19 protein-coding genes are annotated in these 17,646 nt (G+C 64.6%); 8 read left to right on the top strand and 11 right to left on the bottom strand.

The window, feature by feature from the left end; all coding sequences use genetic code 11:
* Positions 1–131 precede the first annotated feature (131 nt).
* Positions 132–2,348 carry an exopolysaccharide transport family protein gene (locus tag FFI89_RS15700; RefSeq protein WP_138837989.1) on the top strand — a complete coding sequence of 739 codons (2,217 nt, stop codon included), beginning with the start codon at positions 132–134 and terminating at the stop codon, positions 2,346–2,348.
* Positions 2,349–2,478: 130 nt separating this feature from the next.
* Here the strand turns inward: FFI89_RS15700 and FFI89_RS15705 are convergent, their stop codons facing one another.
* Positions 2,479–3,669 carry a GNAT family N-acetyltransferase gene (locus FFI89_RS15705; RefSeq protein ID WP_138837991.1) on the bottom strand — a complete coding sequence of 397 codons (1,191 nt, stop codon included), beginning with the start codon at positions 3,667–3,669 and terminating at the stop codon, positions 2,479–2,481.
* A 131-nt stretch (positions 3,670–3,800) separates the two neighbouring features.
* On the opposite strand from FFI89_RS15705, the gene FFI89_RS15710 reads away from it, so the two are divergent.
* Positions 3,801–4,844 carry a polysaccharide deacetylase family protein gene (locus FFI89_RS15710; RefSeq protein ID WP_210249125.1) on the top strand — a complete coding sequence of 348 codons (1,044 nt, stop codon included), beginning with the start codon at positions 3,801–3,803 and terminating at the stop codon, positions 4,842–4,844.
* 77 nt (positions 4,845–4,921) lie between these two features.
* Here the strand turns inward: FFI89_RS15710 and FFI89_RS15715 are convergent, their stop codons facing one another.
* Positions 4,922–5,134, bottom strand: coding sequence for a DUF2842 domain-containing protein (locus FFI89_RS15715; RefSeq protein ID WP_138837993.1), 213 nt, complete (start codon positions 5,132–5,134; stop codon positions 4,922–4,924).
* Between the two features lie 130 nt (positions 5,135–5,264).
* Between FFI89_RS15715 and FFI89_RS15720 the strand changes: the two genes are divergently transcribed.
* The gene (locus tag FFI89_RS15720; RefSeq protein ID WP_138837996.1) at positions 5,265–6,359 is read left to right on the top strand and encodes a COX15/CtaA family protein; all 1,095 of its coding nucleotides are present in this window, start codon (positions 5,265–5,267) and stop codon (positions 6,357–6,359) included.
* A gap of 11 nt (positions 6,360–6,370) precedes the next feature.
* On the opposite strand, the gene nadC is transcribed toward FFI89_RS15720, so the two are convergent.
* From nadC to FFI89_RS15745, 5 genes are read right to left on the bottom strand one after another with little or no spacing between them, the layout of a single operon-like run.
* Positions 6,371–7,258: a carboxylating nicotinate-nucleotide diphosphorylase gene (nadC, locus tag FFI89_RS15725; protein WP_138837998.1), complete on the bottom strand. Its 888-nt coding sequence runs from the start codon at positions 7,256–7,258 to the stop codon at positions 6,371–6,373.
* Complete coding sequence (locus FFI89_RS15730; RefSeq protein WP_138838000.1) at positions 7,255–8,808, bottom strand: L-aspartate oxidase; 1,554 nt, start codon at positions 8,806–8,808, stop codon at positions 7,255–7,257. Before FFI89_RS15730 ends, nadC begins: the two co-directional genes overlap by 4 nt.
* On the bottom strand, positions 8,805–9,791 hold the full coding sequence (nadA, locus tag FFI89_RS15735; protein ID WP_138838002.1) for a quinolinate synthase NadA: 987 nt from the start codon (positions 9,789–9,791) through the stop codon (positions 8,805–8,807). The genes FFI89_RS15730 and nadA overlap by 4 nt, the downstream gene beginning before the upstream one ends.
* A gap of 54 nt (positions 9,792–9,845) precedes the next feature.
* Positions 9,846–10,796: a hypothetical protein gene (locus tag FFI89_RS15740; protein WP_138838004.1), complete on the bottom strand. Its 951-nt coding sequence runs from the start codon at positions 10,794–10,796 to the stop codon at positions 9,846–9,848.
* 29 nt (positions 10,797–10,825) lie between these two features.
* Positions 10,826–11,326: a hypothetical protein gene (locus tag FFI89_RS15745; RefSeq protein WP_138838006.1), complete on the bottom strand. Its 501-nt coding sequence runs from the start codon at positions 11,324–11,326 to the stop codon at positions 10,826–10,828.
* A gap of 32 nt (positions 11,327–11,358) precedes the next feature.
* On the opposite strand from FFI89_RS15745, the gene FFI89_RS34350 reads away from it, so the two are divergent.
* On the top strand, positions 11,359–11,535 hold the full coding sequence (locus tag FFI89_RS34350; protein ID WP_168212902.1) for a hypothetical protein: 177 nt from the start codon (positions 11,359–11,361) through the stop codon (positions 11,533–11,535).
* A gap of 99 nt (positions 11,536–11,634) precedes the next feature.
* Here FFI89_RS34350 and FFI89_RS15750 read toward each other — a convergent pair whose 3' ends face one another.
* The 3 genes from FFI89_RS15750 to FFI89_RS15760 all read right to left on the bottom strand — a co-directional run bounded on the left by FFI89_RS15750 (position 11,635) and on the right by FFI89_RS15760 (position 14,590).
* A complete protein-coding gene (locus tag FFI89_RS15750) occupies positions 11,635–12,915 on the bottom strand; it encodes an O-acetylhomoserine aminocarboxypropyltransferase (protein WP_138838007.1) in 1,281 nt (426 codons plus the stop codon).
* 150 nt (positions 12,916–13,065) lie between these two features.
* On the bottom strand, positions 13,066–13,650 hold the full coding sequence (locus FFI89_RS15755; protein WP_138838009.1) for a CoA-binding protein: 585 nt from the start codon (positions 13,648–13,650) through the stop codon (positions 13,066–13,068).
* Positions 13,651–13,765: 115 nt separating this feature from the next.
* Positions 13,766–14,590, bottom strand: a complete 825-nt coding sequence (locus FFI89_RS15760) for an enoyl-CoA hydratase (RefSeq protein WP_138838011.1) — start codon at positions 14,588–14,590, stop codon at positions 13,766–13,768.
* A 74-nt stretch (positions 14,591–14,664) separates the two neighbouring features.
* On the opposite strand from FFI89_RS15760, the gene FFI89_RS15765 reads away from it, so the two are divergent.
* Positions 14,665–15,093 (top strand): PaaI family thioesterase, encoded by a 429-nt coding sequence (locus FFI89_RS15765; protein ID WP_138838013.1) that lies wholly within the window; start codon positions 14,665–14,667, stop codon positions 15,091–15,093.
* On the opposite strand, the gene FFI89_RS34355 is transcribed toward FFI89_RS15765, so the two are convergent.
* Positions 15,072–15,230 carry a hypothetical protein gene (locus FFI89_RS34355; RefSeq protein ID WP_168212903.1) on the bottom strand — a complete coding sequence of 53 codons (159 nt, stop codon included), beginning with the start codon at positions 15,228–15,230 and terminating at the stop codon, positions 15,072–15,074. The genes FFI89_RS15765 and FFI89_RS34355 overlap by 22 nt on opposite strands.
* 17 nt (positions 15,231–15,247) lie before the next feature.
* Between FFI89_RS34355 and rplM the strand changes: the two genes are divergently transcribed.
* The 3 genes from rplM to FFI89_RS15780 all read left to right on the top strand — a co-directional run bounded on the left by rplM (position 15,248) and on the right by FFI89_RS15780 (position 17,644).
* Positions 15,248–15,712, top strand: coding sequence for a 50S ribosomal protein L13 (rplM, locus tag FFI89_RS15770; protein ID WP_027537213.1), 465 nt, complete (start codon positions 15,248–15,250; stop codon positions 15,710–15,712).
* Position 15,713: 1 nt separating this feature from the next.
* The gene (gene rpsI / locus FFI89_RS15775) at positions 15,714–16,190 is read left to right on the top strand and encodes a 30S ribosomal protein S9 (protein ID WP_043197415.1); all 477 of its coding nucleotides are present in this window, start codon (positions 15,714–15,716) and stop codon (positions 16,188–16,190) included.
* 236 nt (positions 16,191–16,426) lie between these two features.
* The gene (locus tag FFI89_RS15780; RefSeq protein ID WP_138838015.1) at positions 16,427–17,644 is read left to right on the top strand and encodes a GGDEF domain-containing protein; all 1,218 of its coding nucleotides are present in this window, start codon (positions 16,427–16,429) and stop codon (positions 17,642–17,644) included.
* The last annotated feature ends 2 nt before the right edge of the window (positions 17,645–17,646 follow it).

The following is a 17,646-nucleotide window of genomic DNA, read 5'->3' on the forward strand; positions in this document are numbered from 1 at the left end:
AACAAAACATGACCGGGCGTCCACGGCCAGCCCTTTCCGGCCCGGCAAACGGGCGGATTAACCCCGCAGCAACCTTAATGGAGTGTAATCGGCCCCGTTCAAGTGAGCAGTTGCGTTCGCGGGAGTGTGCGATGCGTTTAGCGTTCTGGCGTGCCGGCAAGGACGAGACGGTGGTGCAGCGGGTCGTCTCGAAGCCCGCACCGGCGGTCTCGAATCCGGTCGCGGCCTCCGAAACCGGCGATCTCGACCTGCATGTGCTCGGTCACGCGTTGGCGCGCAAGCGGGGCTGGATCATCGTCCCGACGGTGCTGGCGGCGATCCTGTCGATCGCGGCCGTCAATCTGATCACCCCCCGGTACAAATCGGAAGCCCGTATCCTGGTCGATGGGCGCGAGAACGTGTTCCTGCGTCCGAATGGCGAACGCAGCGAGGAACGCACCTCGCTGGATGCCGAAGCCGTGACGAGCCAGGTCCAGTTGCTGCAGTCGCGCGATCTGGCCCGCGAGATCATCAGGAAGAACAAGCTTGCCGAGCGCCCGGAATTCGATCCGGTGCTGCAGGGATTTTCGCCGCTGAAGTCGGTGCTGGCCCTGTTCGGCATCGGGCGCGATCCGTTCGCGTTGAGCCCGGAAGAGCGTGTGCTCGACGCCTATTACGAGCGCTTCACGGCCTACGCGGTCGACAAGTCTCGCGTCATCGTCGTCGAATTCCAGTCGCGCGATCCGGAGCTTGCCGCGCGTGTCGCCAATTCGATCGCCGAAGGCTACCTGGCGCTGCAGCAGAACGCGCGGCAGGAGCAGGCCAAGTCCGCCGGCCAATGGCTGTCGGGTGAAATCGAAAATCTGCGCAAGAAAGTGGCCGAGGCCGAATCGCGCGTTGAGGATTTTCGTTCGAAGTCGAGCCTGTTCGTCGGCACCAACAACACGACGCTCTCCAACCAGCAGATGGGCGAAATCAACACCCAGTTGAACAACGCCCGTGCTCTGAAGTCGGATGCCGAATCCAAGGCGCGGCTGATCAAGAACATGCTGCAGAGCGGCAAGCCGATCGAGGCTTCCGAGGTGCTCAATTCCGAACTGATCCGCCGTCTGTCCGAACAGCGGGTGACGCTGCGCGCGCAGCTCGCCGAACAGTCCTCGACGCTGCTCGACCAGCATCCGCGCATCAAGGAATTGAAGGCCCAGCTCGCCGATCTCGACAAGCAGTTGCGCGACGAAGCCGGCAAGGTCTCGCGCTCGCTGGAAAATGACTCGCTGATCGCCGATGGCCGGGTCAATGGCCTGATCAACAGTCTCGATCAGTTGAAGAAGCAGGCCTCCTCGAACAACGGCCAGGATGTCCAGCTCCGCGCGTTCGAACGCGAAGCCAAGGCCCAGCGCGATCTGCTCGAATCCTACCTCGCCAAATACCGCGAGGCGACCACGCGCGAAAACATCGAGGCGGCGCCTGCCGACGGCCGCATCATTTCCCGCGCTACCGTTTCCAACATCCCGGCCTATCCGAAGAAGCTGCCGATCGTGCTGATTGCGACGCTCGCGATCCTGCTGCTCACCAGTGGTGCGATCGTGACCGGCGAACTGCTGCGCATGACCGCGCCGCGGGCTTCCGCGGCATTCGCTGCCTGGCCGGCATCGATACGTGCACCTTCGATCGTTCCGGCTTCGCCGGTCGAAAGCAGCGAAATTCCTCCGCCGATGTCGATCGTTCCCCGTGCGGATGTCCCCCGCACGGATGCCGTAGCGGCAAGCGGCGAAATCGCGCAGCTGGCCGACGATCTCGCCGGCAACGCCGGGACGGCCCGAAAGCTCACGCTCCTCGGCACGGCGCCGGGCGAGAGCATCACGTTGACTGCACTGACGCTGGCGCGGTTGATGTCGCGGCAGGCGAAGATCGCGGTCGTCGATCTCGCCGGCGCGATGCCGACGGTTGCTGCGGCATCGGCCGATCCGGCCGCGCCCGGGCTCGCCGAGTTGATGCAGGGTCAGGCATCGTTCACGCAGATCATCACCAAAGACCGGCTGTCGCGGGTCCACCTGGTCAGCGCCGGGCGTCCGGGCTTCGACCGCGCACAGCTTCAGTCGCCGCGGCTCACCTTGACGATCGATGCGCTATTGCGGGTTTACGATCATGTGCTGCTGGATGTCGGCGCGGGCTCCGACTTGCCGGCGGAACTCCTGACGTCGCAGGCGCATGCGGTGGTGGTGCCCGACCCCGCGATGGCGGCGGATGCCCGCGCCGCCATGTGCGACCAGTACCGGGCGGTCGGCTTCGCCGCGGTGACGATGCTGAGCGGGCCGTACCAGCCCGCGGACGCCAGCGAACCCGGCCCGCACGTGGTGGCGGCGTAAGCCAACCTGCGATCTCACAGCTTCTGAGGGTGGGAAAAGCGCAAGCGTGCCCACCATTTGCGTCGACAGGAAAGATGGTGGGCACGGCGCTATTGCGCCTTTACCCACCCCGCAATCTTTTCAGATTTTTCTAGCTGAACGCGTTGCGCAGCTTTTGCGCCATCTCGAACAGCGCCGGATTGTGCTTCACCAGACGCTTGGTGCGGTTGAGCCCCGACATGACGCTGGCGGCGAGCCTGCCGCGCGGGCTGAGCGCAATGAAGCTGTCGAAGATCGGCTCGTCGTCCTTGCAGAACAGCCGCTTGTAGTCGTCCGATCCGATCCCGAGATCGAGGGCGCGATAATCCTGTCCGGCGTAATGGTCGATGATGTCGCGCATCAGGATCAGGCCCGGGCTGTATTTCGAGTTCGGCGACATCGTGTAGGTGTTGAACATCATCGAGAAGCGATGACCGTCGGCCACGCCGGCGAAAATCGCGATCACTTCCTCGTCGCATTCGAGCGCGTGAATGTCGATGACGTGGTTGCCGTTGGCGAGCGGCGTGGTGCAGGCCAGGCGAATGAAATCCTCGATGCCGGGATCGGCGAAGACATTGGGCAGTTTCTGTTCGGCCATCCGCTGCGGCTTGACGCGGAAGAACCAGTCGAGCAGCCGGGTGACGTCGGCCTCGGCTGACGCGACATGATAGCGGTAGCCGGGCAGGGCCTGCAGCTTGCGCTCCTTGCCCTTCAGGCGCCGCCGGAATGAATTGCTGACCAGCGCCGCGGGTGCCGCACCCGGCTCCATCTTCAGCAGCGGGCAGTCGTTGGCCGACGGCTGATACGGCAACAGCGCAAACGGATTGGGCAGATCGCGCCAGCGCAGCGGCTGCTGGTGCAGCGCGAACACGTCGGCTTCGGCGCGCTGCGCTATCGCCGATATCAGGCCTTCGAGATCGGTCCGCGTCGCGCTCGCGGCGAAATCCCGGTCCCACAGCGCCATGTTGAAGGTCGAATGCTTGCCGCCCATGAAGCCGGCGCAGCGCGCGCCGTAGGTATGCCGGAGCGCGAGCGGCAGCAGCAGCAGCGGACGGCGTTCGGCGTCGTAGGCAATGACGATGAAGGGAACGAAGCCTTCGCGTTCGCCGACCTGCCGCTGCCAGGCGGCAACGAAATCGAAGCGCTGATAGGGCGTGAAGGAGGCCTGCTCGTTTTCGAGGCCGCGCCAAATCGCTTCAGCGGAGGCGAGGTCGTGAACGATATCGATGCCGGCGATGCGGACGGCCTTCGACCATGCACTGCTATCCGCCGTACCGTTGTCAATCGCGGCAGCCATGGTCATCGCGGAACCCGTGTTATATGAAATTGTTTACAATTTGCGGCTTAGGCCGACCTTCGCAGGGAAATGTCAACAAAGAGTAATAACAATGCGGCCGCGGCGGGGGCACGCGCGGCCGTGAGTGAGGACGGACGTTGGCGTCGGACATCGGGATTCTGCAGCGGGCCCGGATGGAGCTCGCTTATTTCAGCGGCTACGCGCGATTGAAGCAGCGGCAGACCGGCGGCGCCGGCGTCATTCTGCGGTTCGAGCGCGTGCGCCCGCGCCGATCCCAGCGGTTTCAGCCGCATCTGGCTGGTGAAATCACACCGCAATTTCTCGACCGGACGATCCGGGCGCTGAAGCGCTGGAAATTCGATCTGGTGCCGATCGACGAGGTATGCCGGCGCGCGGTCACGCTGCCGAAGCCGAGGCCGTTTGTCTGCCTGACGTTCGACGGCGGCTACAAGGACGTCATCACGGCGGCCTATCCGGTGCTTGCCAGGCACGGCGTTCCCTTCGCCGTCTACCTGCCGACCGCCTTTCCCGACGGGGTTGGCGAAATGTGGTGGTTGGCGCTGGAAGGGCTGATCGCGCGCGAAGACCGCATCAGCCTGGTGATCGACCGCAAGGAACGGCGCTTCGCCACCCGTCATGTTTCGGAGAAGCATGACGCGTTCGAATTTCTGTCGAGCTGGATGCGGGCGCTGCCGCCATCAGACCTTTCATTCGCCATCAACGACCTCTGCAAACGCTATTCGGTCGACCTCGCAGCGCTGTCGCGCCATGCATCGATGGACTGGGACGATCTGGCAAGCCTCGCGGCCGATCCGCTGGTGACGATCGGCAGTGCGACGGTGAACTACCCCGTGCTGTCGAACCTTGGGGATGCCGATGCAAGGCGCGAAATCGCGATGGGCAAGGCGGTCACGGAGACCGCCTTTCGCCGCGACGTCAGGCATTTCGCCTATCCGTTCGGCGACCGCGAATCCTGGCGCCGGCAGCATCTGGAGATGGCGCAGGAGGCAGGGTTTGCCAGCGCGGTATCGGCGATTCCAGGTGTCGTCGAGGCGAAGGGATACACCAACCTCCACGCACTGCCACGCGTCGCCTGGGACGGGCGGCAGCGCTCGCTGCGCATGATGCGCGTCATCCTGTCCGGAATGATGTTCCCGCCTGTCAGGCCGGCCAGGGCTTAGAGAGCATGATCCGGAAAAGTGGACACCGGTTTTCCCTCGGGACAAACGCGAAGCGTTTGCCCCGAGATCATGCTCAACTAAGCTTGGCGATCCGGCCGCGACATCCAGCTGATAATCGGCATGGCCGGCAGTACCCATCCAAGGCCGGCCACGACGTAGAAGATCGCCTGCAGCAGGCCCGAATTGGCCAGCCACGGCGTCTGCGCGATCGTCATTCCCATCAGCGACCACACCACGACAAGCACCAGCAAGGCGATGGTTCCGAACAGTTTGCGGGTGCGTATCGTCATGGCGGATATGTGAAGCTCGCTGCGGTTTGCGCGGCTTGCGCGCGGGAAGGGCCGGACTATAAGGGGCGCGGCAATTCAATCAAGCGCGCTTCCAGACAGGTCCCAAAACAGGCTCCCAAAGACAGCTCTTATGACCAACGGTAATTCCGCACAGCAGGCGCCGAAGCTCGGCGCGGTCAGATGGTGGCTGGTTTCGGTCGCCGCCCTGATCGCGATCATGGTGCTGGTCGGCGGCGCCACGCGGCTGACGGAATCCGGATTGTCGATCGTGGAGTGGAAACCGGTGACCGGCACGCTCCCGCCGCTCAACGAGGTGCAATGGGCGCAGGCGTTCGAGGGCTACAAGGCGATCCCGCAATATCGCGAACTCAACGCCGGCATGAATCTCGCCGAGTTCAAGACCATCTTCTGGTGGGAATGGAGCCATCGGCTGCTCGGCCGCGTCATCGGTGCGGTCTACCTGCTGCCGTTCCTGTTCTTCCTCTGGCGCGGCGTTCTCGGTGGCGAGTTGAAGCGGCGGTTGTGGCTGATCTTCGGTCTCGGTGCGCTGCAGGGAGCCGTTGGCTGGTGGATGGTGGCCTCGGGGCTGTCGCAGCGGGTCGAGGTCTCCCAATATCGCCTGGCGACGCATCTGGTGCTGGCGCTGCTGATCTTTGCCGCTGTTATCTGGACGCTGCGGCGATTGACCGAGCGGCCGCGGCCCGTCGTGCCGTCGCGGCTGAAGATCACGGCCATGGCGCTGCTGGTGCTGACCTTCGTGCAGCTCTATTTCGGAGCGCTGGTCGCCGGCCTTCGCGCCGGCAGGGTATACAACACCTGGCCCGATATCGACGGCAGCTTCATTCCGTCGGCCGCGCGGCTGTGGTTCGAGCAGCCGTGGTGGCGCAACTTGTTCGACAATACGCTGACCGTGCAATTCGAGCATCGCATGACCGCCTATGCGCTGCTGGCGCTCGCGGTGCTGCACGCCATCGATGCCGTGAGGTCGCGGGCCGGTGCTGCCGCCATCGGCGGCGCCTGGTGGCTGGCCGCGGCGATCCTTCTGCAGGCCACGCTCGGCATCCTCACGCTGCTGCATCAGGTGCCGATCGATCTCGCTTTGATGCATCAGGCGATCGCGATCGTGGTGCTGACGCTGGCGGTTGTTCAGGCCGAACGGCTGGCCGCGCGCCGCGCCGTGAAGCGCAGCGAGAAGCTGGTTTTGCCGGTCGGCCAGCCCGGCTGAAACACGCGATACTACGCCGCCGCGTGGCGCGAATTCCCGGCTGAGCCGGCTTCCAGATAATCCAGCCCGATATCGAGCGCGGCGGAACTGTGCGTCAGCCAGCCCGCCGAAATGAGGTCGACGCCGGTGGCGGCGATCGCCTTGGCGGTGGCAGCCGTGATGCGGCCGGAGGCTTCCGTGATAGCACGGCCGTCGGTCATGGCGACCGCTTGCCGCAGCTCATCGGTGGTCATGTTGTCGAGCAGGACCGCGTCGACGCCGAGCGCCAGCACCTGTTCGAGTTGCGCGAGCGTGTCGACCTCGACCTCGATCTTGACGAGGTGGCCGGCATGGGCTTTGGCGCGCTCGATCGCGGTGCGGATGCCGCCGGCGAGCGCAATATGGTTGTCCTTGATCAGCATGGCGTCGTCGAGGCCGAAGCGGTGATTGCTGCCGCCGCCGGCGCGGACCGCGTATTTTTCCAGCGCGCGCAGTCCGGGCGTGGTCTTGCGGGTGCAGACGATGCGCGCCTTGGTGCCTTGCGCGGCCGATACCAGCGACGCCGTCGCGGTTGCGACGCCGCTCAGATGGCAGAGAAAATTCAGCGCCGTCCGTTCGCCGGTCAGGAGACCGCGTGCGGGCCCATCGATTTCGGCGATGACGTCTCCCGGTGCGACGACGCTGCCGTCCGGCCGCTCGGCGGTAAGCCGGATGTCGGGGGAAACGAGCTGAAACGCGGTACGCGCGATATCGAGCCCGGCCACGATGCCCGGTTGGCGCGCGCGCAGTACCAGTGAGGCCCGCCTGTCGGCCGGCGCGATCGCATCCGCGGTGATGTCACCGGCGCGGCCGAGATCTTCAAGCAGCGCGGTCCGAACCAGCGGTTCGTACATAACGGGCAGAAGAGGCGTAAGCGTCATGGCTGGGTACTCCCGACAGACAGGGATGTGGTTTCAACGATCTCGCGGGCGGCGGCGAACGCGTCCGCAAGCGTGAGGGATGACGGTACGGCCGAGGGCAGGGTGTCCGGAAAATCCGTTCGAAAATGCCCGCCGCGGCTTTCCTCGCGCCGGAACGCTGCCACCGCGATCATCAGTCCAACCCGTGCGGGATCGGATGCCGCGCCGCTGCCGCTGGCGATCGGATAGAGGCCGCGAATGGCGCGTTCGATGCCGTGCCGGTCGCGCAGCACGCCGAGGCCCTGCGACAGGATCGGCCGCACCGCCGAAGCGTCGGATGCGGGCGGAGGCGCCAGGGTCGTGCGCGCTTTCAATGCGTCGCGGCCGGCGCCCTTGACGCTTTGCGCAACCCAAGACGCGCACACGATGGCTTCCATCAGCGAATTGCTGGCGAGCCGGTTGGCGCCATGCAGGCCGGTGCGGCTGACTTCGCCGCAGGCCCAGAGACCATGCACCGTGCTGCGGCCTTCGGTATCCACGGCAATCCCGCCCATGTGGTAGTGCGCCGCCGGCCGCACCGGAATCGGATCGGTCGCGGGATCGATCCCGGCCATTTTGCAGAACGCCGAAATCACCGGATAGCGTTTTGCAAATTCCGCTCCCGGATGGGTTCGCGCGTCGAGGAAGACGCGATGTCCCTCGGCGCGGCGATGCCAGACCGCGCGCGCGACGATGTCGCGGGGCGCCAGTTCCGCGCCGGGCTGGTCCGCCATGAAACGCAATCCAGTGTCGTCGATCAGGATGGCGCCATCGCCGCGCACGGCCTCGGTCACCAGCGGCATCGGGCGCGACGGGCCGTCGAAGGCGGTCGGATGGAACTGGATGAATTCGAGATCGGAAAGCTGTGCGCCCGCACGCGCCGCCAGGGCGAGGCCCTGACCGAAACAGCCGGCCGGGTTGGTGCTGTCCAGAAACAGCCCGCCGATGCCGCCGGTCGCGAGCACGACGCGCCCGCTATCGATCACCAGCGGACCGTCCGCGTTCGCGGCGAGCACGCCCTGGATGGCGTTGTCCTCGACGATCAGGCTCCGTGCCTCGACGCCCTCCAGCAATGTGATCGACGGGCAACGACGGACCGCCGCGATCAACGCGCGCATGATCTCGCGGCCGGTGCCGTCGCCGGTGGCGTGCACGATCCGGTTGCGGCCGTGCGCGGCCTCGAGGCCGAGCCGCCAGCCGCCATCGGGCCGGCGGTCGAAGGCGACGCCAAGCCGGGCGAGGTGTTCGACGGCCGCGGGCGCCGCATCGACGATCCGCCGCGTGACGGCTTCATCGCAAAGCCCAGCGCCGGCCGCGATTGTGTCGGCCAGATGCAGGGCAGGGGCGTCGTCATCGCCCATCGCCGCCGCCAGGCCGCCTTGCGCCCAAAGGCTGGAGGCTTCCGCGCCGAGCGGCGCTTTCGAAAGCAGCAACACCGGCTCCGGGGCGAGCTGCAGCGCCGTCATCAATCCTGCGGCGCCGCCGCCGATGATCACCGGCCGGTTCTTCAGTGCTGAAATGTCGGTGCTCATAGCGCCAGCATCCTCTCGACGGCGCGCCGGGCGGGGGCTGCGATGGCGGGATCGATCGTCACCGCGTGCTGACCCGTTTCCAGCGCGTGCCGGATGTTCTTCAGCGTGATCCGCTTCATGTGCGGGCACAGATTGCAGGGCCGGATGAACTCGACATCGGGGTGCAGCACGGCGACGTTGTCGCTCATCGAGCACTCCGTCAGTAGCACGACGCGGGGCGGGCGCTGTTGGCCGACGAAATCAGACATCGCCGCCGTCGAGCCGGAGAAATCGGCCTCCGCCACCACCTCGGGCGGGCATTCCGGATGGGCGAGAATGGTGACGCCGGGATGGTTCTCGCGCAGTTGCCTGATATCGTCAGGCGTGAACAGCTCGTGCACTTCGCAATGGCCCTTCCACGCGATGATCTTCACGCCGGTCTGGGCGGCAATGTTCTGCGCCAGGTACTCATCCGGCAGCATGATGATGCGCTCGGCGCCGAACGACTCGACGACTTTGAGCGCGTTGCCTGACGTGCAGCAGATGTCGGATTCCGCCTTCACCGCGGCCGACGTGTTGACATAGGTGACAACAGGTACGCCGGGATAGCGCTGACGCATCAGCCGCACGTCCTGTGGGGTGATGGAGTCGGCGAGGGAACAGCCGGCGGCAAGGTCCGGCACCAGCACGGTCTTTTTCGGGTTCAGCAGCTTGGCCGTCTCGGCCATGAAGTGCACGCCGGCGAGCACGATGACGTCGGCATCGACCTTGGTGGCCTCGCGCGCCAGCAGCAGGCTGTCGCCGACGATATCGGCGACGCCGTGGAATATCTCCGGCGTCTGGTAGTTGTGGGCCAGGATGACGGCGTTGTGCTTTCGCTTCAGTTCGAGGATGGCGTCGACATCCCCCGCAAAGGTGGCCCATTCGGGCGGCGAGATCACCCGTTTGACCCGCTCATAGAGCTGATCGGTGCGGGCTAACGCGGCAGCGTGAAGATCGGCCATTTATACTCTCCATGAGCATATAATGGCTTATACTTATCCTGAGCATAATCGAAGTCAAGTGCGCGAAAGCGGAAGTTTCGTGCCGACGACGGCGCGTTCGGCCAATACGGCGTGGCGGAACCGGAACAGCTTGGCCGGCCGTCCGACGGTATCGGCGGCGATTGCGCCAGTTTCCTCAACGAGTTGCTGCTGCTCGATGAGACGGCGGAAGTTCTGCTTGTGCACCAGGCGACCTGCAAGCGCTTCAACACTGCGTTGCAGTTGCAGCAGGGTGAATTCCGCCGGCATCAGTTCGAACACGACGGGACGATATTTGATCTTGGCGCGCAGCCTTGCGATTCCGGTCGCGAGAATCCGACGATGATCGCCGGTCATCGCCCGGCCGGGGACAACCGTGGCCGCACTGCCGCCGTCGCGCACGGCCTCCGGGATCAGCGCGGCTTCGTAAAGCAACTCATAGCGCTGCAGCACCAGTTCCTCGTTCCATTCGCGGTCGTCGAGGCCGAAGGTGATGGCGGCGCGCTGCCAGCGGTCGCGCTGCAGGTTGGCGGAGGGCGCGGATTTCGCCCAGGCGCGCAGCCGCGGTGCCAGCAGTTTGGCGATCATCGCGGGGGCGCCCGCCCGGTGGTCCTCCCACGGGAAATAATCGTACCAGCCGGACCAATGGGCCTCAAAACCCGCGCCGACCTGGTCCTCGCGGGTCAGGCCGAGATAACTGATCGAGATCGTATGCGGCGAGCCGGCGTCGCCGTTCCGCCCGCGGTCGGCGAAGGTGTAGAGCTGTTCGACATAGCCGAGTGGATGGCCGGTCTGCGCCTCGACCCATGCCCGCAAACCCGATTGCAGCGAGCGGTGCGTGAATTCGAACGGACCGCTCGGCAGCGCGTCGGCCTTGGCGATCGTCATGATCTTCGGCTCGCCCTCGGTCACGGCGACGAGAACGGCGACCAGATCCGCGGTGATGACGTGCGCCGATCCCCTGGTTTTTCGCGGTGCCGCTGCCACGTCCGTCTCCGTTGTTGGCGGTTACGCGACTAGCAATATCCGAAGACGCCGCAGGCGTAAGGCAGGCGCGACCAATAAGGACCGTATTGCGGGCCGCCGTAATAGGCGCCGTCGTAGCTGTAGGAATGTCCCGTGCCGTAGTAGCCGGGCAGGGTTGCCGAGCCCGGCAGCACCGGCGTGCCGAAGACGCGCGGCGCGTAGGGCACGACGCCGACCGGCGTGAACAGCACGTCGGGATCCTCTTCCTCGACCACCACCAGTTGACGGCCGCGGCGCACGTACTGGGGCGCGGCTATGGTGGTCCGGTAGTTGTAATGGGCGCGGGGAAGTCCCGGCGGCAATTTGCTGGCGGCGCGAACCGCGGCGCGCTTGGTGGCGACGGGCGAGTTGGCCGGCTTGGTGGCGACGGGCACGTCAGCCGGCTTGGTGGCGACGGGCACGTCAGCCGGCTTGGTGGTGACAGGCTCGTCGGCGGCAGCGGTTCCGACCGCGAACACCGCGACGAGAAGTGGCATTGTCCAGCGCAGCATCATTCTTCTCCCGAATCATCCGGAGCCATTCAATGCCACTCTATGCCGGAATGACCGTTAACGAGAGGCTTGTGATGTCAGGCCAGATCGCCGCGACGGCAAAGCAGGCCGCGAAGACCGCGGACGCCGTGCTGGCCAACCCGCAGAAATATGGGTTTCCGGCGACGAGGGGGGAGCCTCTCATTCCGTCATTCCGGGGCGCGCGTTAGCGCGAACCCGGAATCTCGAGATTCTCAGATGTGCAATTGCACATCATAGTTCGATGCTTTGCATCGCCCCGGAATGACGGCGGTCGTTGGATCGAAACGTCAGGCCGTCAGCGCCTGCTCCAGATCCGCGATCAAATCTTCCTTGTCCTCGATGCCGATTGACAGGCGGACCACGTCGGGGGCCGCGCCCGACTTCACCTTGGCGGCGTCGTCGAGCTGGCTGTGGGTGGTGGACGCCGGGTGGATTACCAGCGAGCGGGTGTCGCCGACATTGGCCAGATGCGAGAACAGTTTGAGGTTCGACACCAGGCTGACGCCGGCGTCGTAGCCGCCCTTGAGGCTGAAGGTGAACACCGCGCCGGCGCCCTTCGGGGCGTATTTGCGCGCGAGGTTGTTGTACCTGTCGGTGGCGAGGCCCGAATAGTTCACCGCCGCCACCGCCGGGTGGCCGGCGAGAAACTCCGCGACCGCTTTGGCGTTCTCGCAATGCTTCTGCATCCGCAGCGGCAGCGTCTCGATGCCGGTCAGGATCATGAAGGCGTTGAACGGCGAGATCGCCGGTCCGAGGTCGCGCAGGCCGAGCACGCGGCAGGCGATGGCGAAGGCGAAATTGCCGAACGTCTCCTGAATCCGGATGCCGTGATATTCCGGGCGCGGCTCGCTCAGCATCGGATATTTGTTGTCCTTCGACCAGTCGAACGTGCCGGCATCGACGATGATGCCGCCGAGCGAGTTGCCGTGACCGCCAAGAAACTTCGTCAGCGAATGCACGACGATATCGGCGCCGTGATCGATCGGGCGGATCAGGTAGGGCGTCGCCAGCGTGTTGTCGACGATCAGCGGCACGCCGGCCTTGCGGGCGACTTCGGCGATCGCCTCGATATCGGTGATGCTGCCGGCAGGATTGGCGATCGACTCGATGAAGATCGCCTTGGTGTGCGGCGTAACCGCGCGCTCGAAGCTTGCAATGTCATCCGGATCAGCCCACGCCACGTTCCAGCCAAAACTCTTGAACGCATGGGTGAACTGGTTGATCGAGCCACCATAGAGCTTTCGCGCGGCGATGAATTCGTCGCCGGGCCGCAGCAACTGTTGCAGCACCACCACTTGGGCTGCGTGTCCGGAGGCCACCGCGAGCGCCGCCGTGCCGCCTTCCAGCGCCGCGACTCGCTCTTCCAGCACCGCGGTGGTCGGATTGCCGATGCGCGTATAGATGTTGCCGAACGCCTGCAGCCCGAACAGCGAGGCGGCATGGTCGGCGTCGTTGAACACGAACGAGGTGGTCTGATAGATCGGCGTCACCCGCGCGCCGGTAGTGGGATCGGGCTGCGCGCCGGCATGTACGGCGAGGGTCGAAAATCCCGGGAGACGATCGGTCATTCTTGGTATCCTGTTTTGGCCAGTTCGAAAACGCGCGGCATGCTGATCGCAGCCCGGTCCGCCGTCAAGGCGAGGAGGGCACATATCGCCGATTGGAAACGCGCCTGCTTCGTCATGCCGCGTTGTCGAAACGATTATGTCGCTCTCGCGTCAGGTCTGGTCATTCCTGTTCTTCGCGGCGCGGTCGGAGGCCGCGGTATCGCCGCCACCGACGCTCATCCGGTTCAGCGACAGCCGCATGCCCTGCGTCGGGACCGGCGCGCGCTTCGAGCTCAGCGTGCGCGAATTGACGCCCATCCACGAGATTTCCGACGACAGCCGGCCATATTCGATCTTCGGGCAGCGGTTCATCACGACCTTGATGCCGACAGCTTCGGCCTTTTCCGCCGCCGCATCGTCGCGCGCGCCGAGCTGCATCCAGATTACCTTCGGCAACGGCGACAGTTTCAGCGCTTCCTCGACCACCGGCATGATGTGGCTGGAGTTGCGGAAGATGTCGATCATGTCGATGGGGCGGCCGATATCCGCCAGCGAGGCGACGAACGGCTTGTCGAGCAGGTTCTTGCCGACATGGCCGGGATTGACCGGGATCATGTCGTAGCCGCGCTGCGCCAGATACTTGAAGGCGAAATAGCTCGGCCGCACGTTGACCGGCGACGCGCCGACCATCGCGATCGTCTTCACGCCGTTGAGGATGCCGCGAATGTAATTGTCGTCATAGGCGTCGTGGTTCATTTCAATTCCTTAGCTCCTCATGGTGAGGAGCGCGAAGCGCGTCTCGAACCATGAGGCCGCAGACGGGCCTCTATCCTTCGAGACGCGGCCAAGCGGCCGCTCCTCAGGATGAGGATTATTTATCCTGCCACTTCGGCTCGCGTTTCTCGATGAAGGCGCCGATGCCTTCCTCGGCGTCGCGCGCCATCATGTTTTCCGTCATCACCTCTGCCGCATAGCGATAGGCGTCGGCAAGGTTCATTTCGGCCTGACGGTAGAACGCCTCCTTGCCGAGCTTGACGGTATAGGCGGATTTCAGCGCGACCTTTTGCGCCAGCGTAATCGCGGCATCGCGTTCGGTGCCGGCTTTGACCACACGGTTGATGAGGCCGATGTCTTTCGCGGTGGCCGCCGGGATCGGTTCACCGGTCAGCAGCATCTCCATCGCCTGCTTGCGCGGGACGTTGCGCGACAGCGCCACCATCGGGGTCGAACAGAACAGGCCGATGTCGACGCCGGGCGTCGCGAAGCCGGCGGCCTCGGAGGCGACCGCCAGATCGCAGCTTGCCACCAACTGGCAGCCGGCGGCGGTCGCGATGCCCTGGACGGCGGCGACGACGGGCTTCGGCAGGTGCACGATGGCCTGCATCATCGCGCTGCAGGCGTTCATGATCTCGGCGAAGTAAGCGCGGCCACGGTCGGCATCGCTGCGGCGTGCGGTCAATTCCTTCATGTCGTGGCCGGCGGAAAACGCCGGCCCGTTGGCAGCGATCACCACCGCGCGGACGCTGGTGTCGTCGCGAATGTCGTTCAGCGCACCATGCAGCGCCGCGATCAGGCCTTCCGACAGGCTGTTGCGCGCCGCAGGCCGATTCAGGGTCAGTACGGCGATGCTGCCAATCTTTTCACGCAACAGGATCGACGGTTGTGGCGCAGGGGCGCGGGCGGTCTGGGCGGACATGATATTTTCCACTAGGGCTTCGGTGACAACTTAATGTAACAGGCAATCCTATTTAAGCGAGGGCAGGGGACGGCATGGCGGCAGCGAAAATGAGCGTGGCTGAACTGGAGAAGTTCCTCCGCGAGGAATTTCCCCAGGCCTTCAGCGACGGCGATATCACCATCGAGAGCGCCGACGGCGAGACCTGCCTGCTGCGCCGCCGCTTCGACGAGCGCATGCTGCGGCCGGGCGGTACGGTATCGGGGCCGACGCTGATGGCGATGGCCGATTTCGCGATGTATGTGGTGCTGCTTTCAGCAATCGGCCCCGTCGGCCTCGCGGTGACGACCAACCTCAACATCAATTTCCTGCGCAAGGGCCTGCCCGGCCAGGACGTGCTGGCGGCGGCGAAGCTGCTGAAGCTCGGCAAGCGGCTCGCGGTCGGTGAGGTCAATCTGCTGTCGGGGTCGTCGCCCGATCCGATCGCGCATGTGACGGCGACCTATTCCATTCCAACTAAATAGGCTTTTACACGGTAATATAATACCATATTTATAAGCTGTTGTGTTTGCTTACATAATTTATACGTTTTGCCATTGACGCGCGCCATCAGGTTCTCTAGAAACCCGCGCAGTTCGGCGCGCTTGGCGCCGATTTCCATTTTACGGATTCCCTCACATGAAAACCTTTTCGGCAAAGCCGGCCGAGGTGACGAAGAAGTGGGTGCTGATCGACGCCAAGGGTCTGGTCGTCGGTCGTCTCGCCACGCTCGTCGCGATGCGGCTGCGCGGCAAACACCTCCCGACCTACACGCCCCACGTCGATTGCGGCGACCACGTCGTCATCATCAACGCGGCGCATGTCGTGCTGACCGGTCGCAAGCGCGACAACAAGGTCTACTACAAGCACACCGGTTTCATCGGCGGCATCAAGGAACGCACTGCGAAGTCGATCCTCGAGGGTCGTTTCCCCGAGCGCGTGGTCGAGAAGGCCATCGAGCGCATGATCCCGCGCGGTCCGCTCGGCCGCGTGCAGATGGGCAATCTGCGCGTTTACCCCGGCGCCGAACATCCGCATGAAGCCCAGCAGCCCGAGACGGTTGATATCGCTTCGATGAATCGCAAGAACATGAGGGCCGCATAAGATGTCCGATACCATGCAGTCTCTCGATCAGCTCGGTTCGCTGAAGGTCGCAGCACCGGATGCGCCGAAGTACATCAAGAAGGTCGACAAGTACGGCCGCGCCTATGCCACCGGCAAGCGCAAGGACGCGGTTGCCCGCGTCTGGATCAAGCCGGGCGCCGGCAAGATCGTGGTCAACACCCGTGAAGTCGAAGTCTATTTCGCCCGTCCGGTGCTGCGGATGCTGATCCAGCAGCCGCTGGTCGCAGCCGCTCGTGCCGGCCAGTACGATGTCATCTGCACGGTCGCCGGCGGCGGTCTGTCGGGCCAGGCGGGTGCCGTGCGTCACGGCATCTCGAAGGCTTTGACGAACTTCGAGCCCGATCTGCGCGGCGTGTTGAAGAAGGGCGGCTTCCTGACCCGCGACTCCCGTACCGTGGAGCGCAAGAAGTACGGCCGTGCGAAAGCGCGCAAGTCGTTCCAGTTCTCGAAGCGCTAATCGCGTCGCTAAAATTTGCAGCGAATGCTGCATTCATGAGACGAAGAAAAGGGCGCCTTTTGGCGCCCTTTTTTGCTTTCGATTTACTTATCAATTACCGCAGTTTTCTCGAAAACTTGGTCGCCTGCACAAACCTGATTGGAACCCGGCGCCTTCTAGGGTCCGCGTGACGACGGCGCAAATCGCATTTTTTGGAGTGCGCCGACAAGTTGCATCACAAGCGTCCGGGAGAGCCCATGTCGTTCGATAACTCCACGCTTTATCTATTCTCCACGTTGGTCGCAGGCATGCTCGGGGCCATGCTGATGTTCTTCGGCAGGCAGGAGAACATCCCGGCATTGAAATGGTGGGGCACCGCCTATCTGCTCGGCGCAGGATCGGTGGCGATCTGGACCGTTGGCGGTTCGCGACTGGGCGAACCGCTGTCGATGGCGCTCAACGCCATTGGCCTCGTGGCCTGCGGCATGGTGTGGAACGCGGCGCGGGTGTTTCTCGGCCGCAAGCCCAATCTGCCCGGGCTGGTGTTCGGGGCGATCGCCTGGGTCGGTGCGGCCGTGATGTTGCCGTCGACGGATGCGGCGATGCGCCTCACCGTCGGAGCGGCGATCGTCGCGATTTATGCCGCGCTGACCGCTTCCGAATTGTGGAGCGAACGGCGACGGTCGATGCAGAAGCGCTGGCCGGCGATCGCGGTACCTGTCATGCATGGCGGCGTGCTGATGCTGCCCGTCCTGCTCGGCGACCTCTTGCGTCCCCACGATGAAACCTTTCTCAGCAGCGTCTGGGTGACGGCATTCTCCATCGAACTGGTGCTCTATGCGATCGGCACCGTGTTCGTCATCTTCATGCTGGTGTCGGATCGCGCCGTGACCGTGCACAAGACGGCGGCGTCGGTCGATCCCCTGAGCGGAATGTTCAACCGTCGCGGCTTTGCGGAAGCCTGTGCGCGGGTGATCGAACGTGAAGCCGCCGCGGGCCGGCCGGTGACGGTGATGATCTTCGACATCGACCATTTCAAGAGCATCAACGACCGCTTTGGCCATCCCGCCGGCGACGAGATCCTGAAACTGTTCTCCACAGTGGTCGTCAACAATCTGCGCATCAGCGATATGTCGGGACGCATCGGCGGCGAGGAGTTCGCGGCGCTGTTGCCGTGCTCGCTGGAAGAGGGCGTGCTGGTAGCCGAGCGCGTGCGCGAGGCGTTCGAGACATCGGGCATCGTCTGCGACGAAGGTCCGGTCGATACCACGGTCAGCATCGGTGTGGCCGGCGGACCGGCGGGCACCGAGCTCGAAGTGCTGCTGGCGGCGGCGGATACCGCGCTCTACCAGGCCAAGCGCAGCGGCCGCAATCGCGTCGAGGCTGCGGAGGAATTGCCGCTGTCGCTGGAGAACTGGCGGCGCAAGACCGCCGGGCTTTCGTCGCCGGTACGACAGGCGCCGGCAACCACATGATG

It is taken from the genome of Bradyrhizobium sp. KBS0727 (genome assembly GCF_005937885.2).
Classification (GTDB): domain Bacteria; phylum Pseudomonadota; class Alphaproteobacteria; order Rhizobiales; family Xanthobacteraceae; genus Bradyrhizobium.

Excerpts from the sequence above, each read along its gene's own strand:
- FFI89_RS15700 (WP_138837989.1), top strand. The coding sequence starts at position 132 with ATGCGTTTAGCGTTCTGGCGTGCCGGCAAGGACGAGACGGTGGTGCAG.
- FFI89_RS15705 (WP_138837991.1), bottom strand. The coding sequence starts at position 3,669 with ATGACCATGGCTGCCGCGATTGACAACGGTACGGCGGATAGCAGTGCA.
- FFI89_RS15715 (WP_138837993.1), bottom strand. The coding sequence starts at position 5,134 with ATGACGATACGCACCCGCAAACTGTTCGGAACCATCGCCTTGCTGGTG.
- FFI89_RS15720 (WP_138837996.1), top strand. The coding sequence starts at position 5,265 with ATGACCAACGGTAATTCCGCACAGCAGGCGCCGAAGCTCGGCGCGGTC.
- nadC (WP_138837998.1), bottom strand. The coding sequence starts at position 7,258 with ATGACGCTTACGCCTCTTCTGCCCGTTATGTACGAACCGCTGGTTCGG.
- FFI89_RS15730 (WP_138838000.1), bottom strand. The coding sequence starts at position 8,808 with ATGAGCACCGACATTTCAGCACTGAAGAACCGGCCGGTGATCATCGGC.
- nadA (WP_138838002.1), bottom strand. The coding sequence starts at position 9,791 with ATGGCCGATCTTCACGCTGCCGCGTTAGCCCGCACCGATCAGCTCTAT.
- FFI89_RS15745 (WP_138838006.1), bottom strand. The coding sequence starts at position 11,326 with ATGCTGCGCTGGACAATGCCACTTCTCGTCGCGGTGTTCGCGGTCGGA.
- FFI89_RS34350 (WP_168212902.1), top strand. The coding sequence starts at position 11,359 with ATGCCACTCTATGCCGGAATGACCGTTAACGAGAGGCTTGTGATGTCA.
- FFI89_RS15750 (WP_138838007.1), bottom strand. The coding sequence starts at position 12,915 with ATGACCGATCGTCTCCCGGGATTTTCGACCCTCGCCGTACATGCCGGC.
- FFI89_RS15755 (WP_138838009.1), bottom strand. The coding sequence starts at position 13,650 with ATGAACCACGACGCCTATGACGACAATTACATTCGCGGCATCCTCAAC.
- FFI89_RS15760 (WP_138838011.1), bottom strand. The coding sequence starts at position 14,590 with ATGTCCGCCCAGACCGCCCGCGCCCCTGCGCCACAACCGTCGATCCTG.
- FFI89_RS15765 (WP_138838013.1), top strand. The coding sequence starts at position 14,665 with ATGGCGGCAGCGAAAATGAGCGTGGCTGAACTGGAGAAGTTCCTCCGC.
- FFI89_RS34355 (WP_168212903.1), bottom strand. The coding sequence starts at position 15,230 with ATGGAAATCGGCGCCAAGCGCGCCGAACTGCGCGGGTTTCTAGAGAAC.
- rplM (WP_027537213.1), top strand. The coding sequence starts at position 15,248 with ATGAAAACCTTTTCGGCAAAGCCGGCCGAGGTGACGAAGAAGTGGGTG.
- rpsI (WP_043197415.1), top strand. The coding sequence starts at position 15,714 with ATGTCCGATACCATGCAGTCTCTCGATCAGCTCGGTTCGCTGAAGGTC.
- FFI89_RS15780 (WP_138838015.1), top strand. The coding sequence starts at position 16,427 with ATGTCGTTCGATAACTCCACGCTTTATCTATTCTCCACGTTGGTCGCA.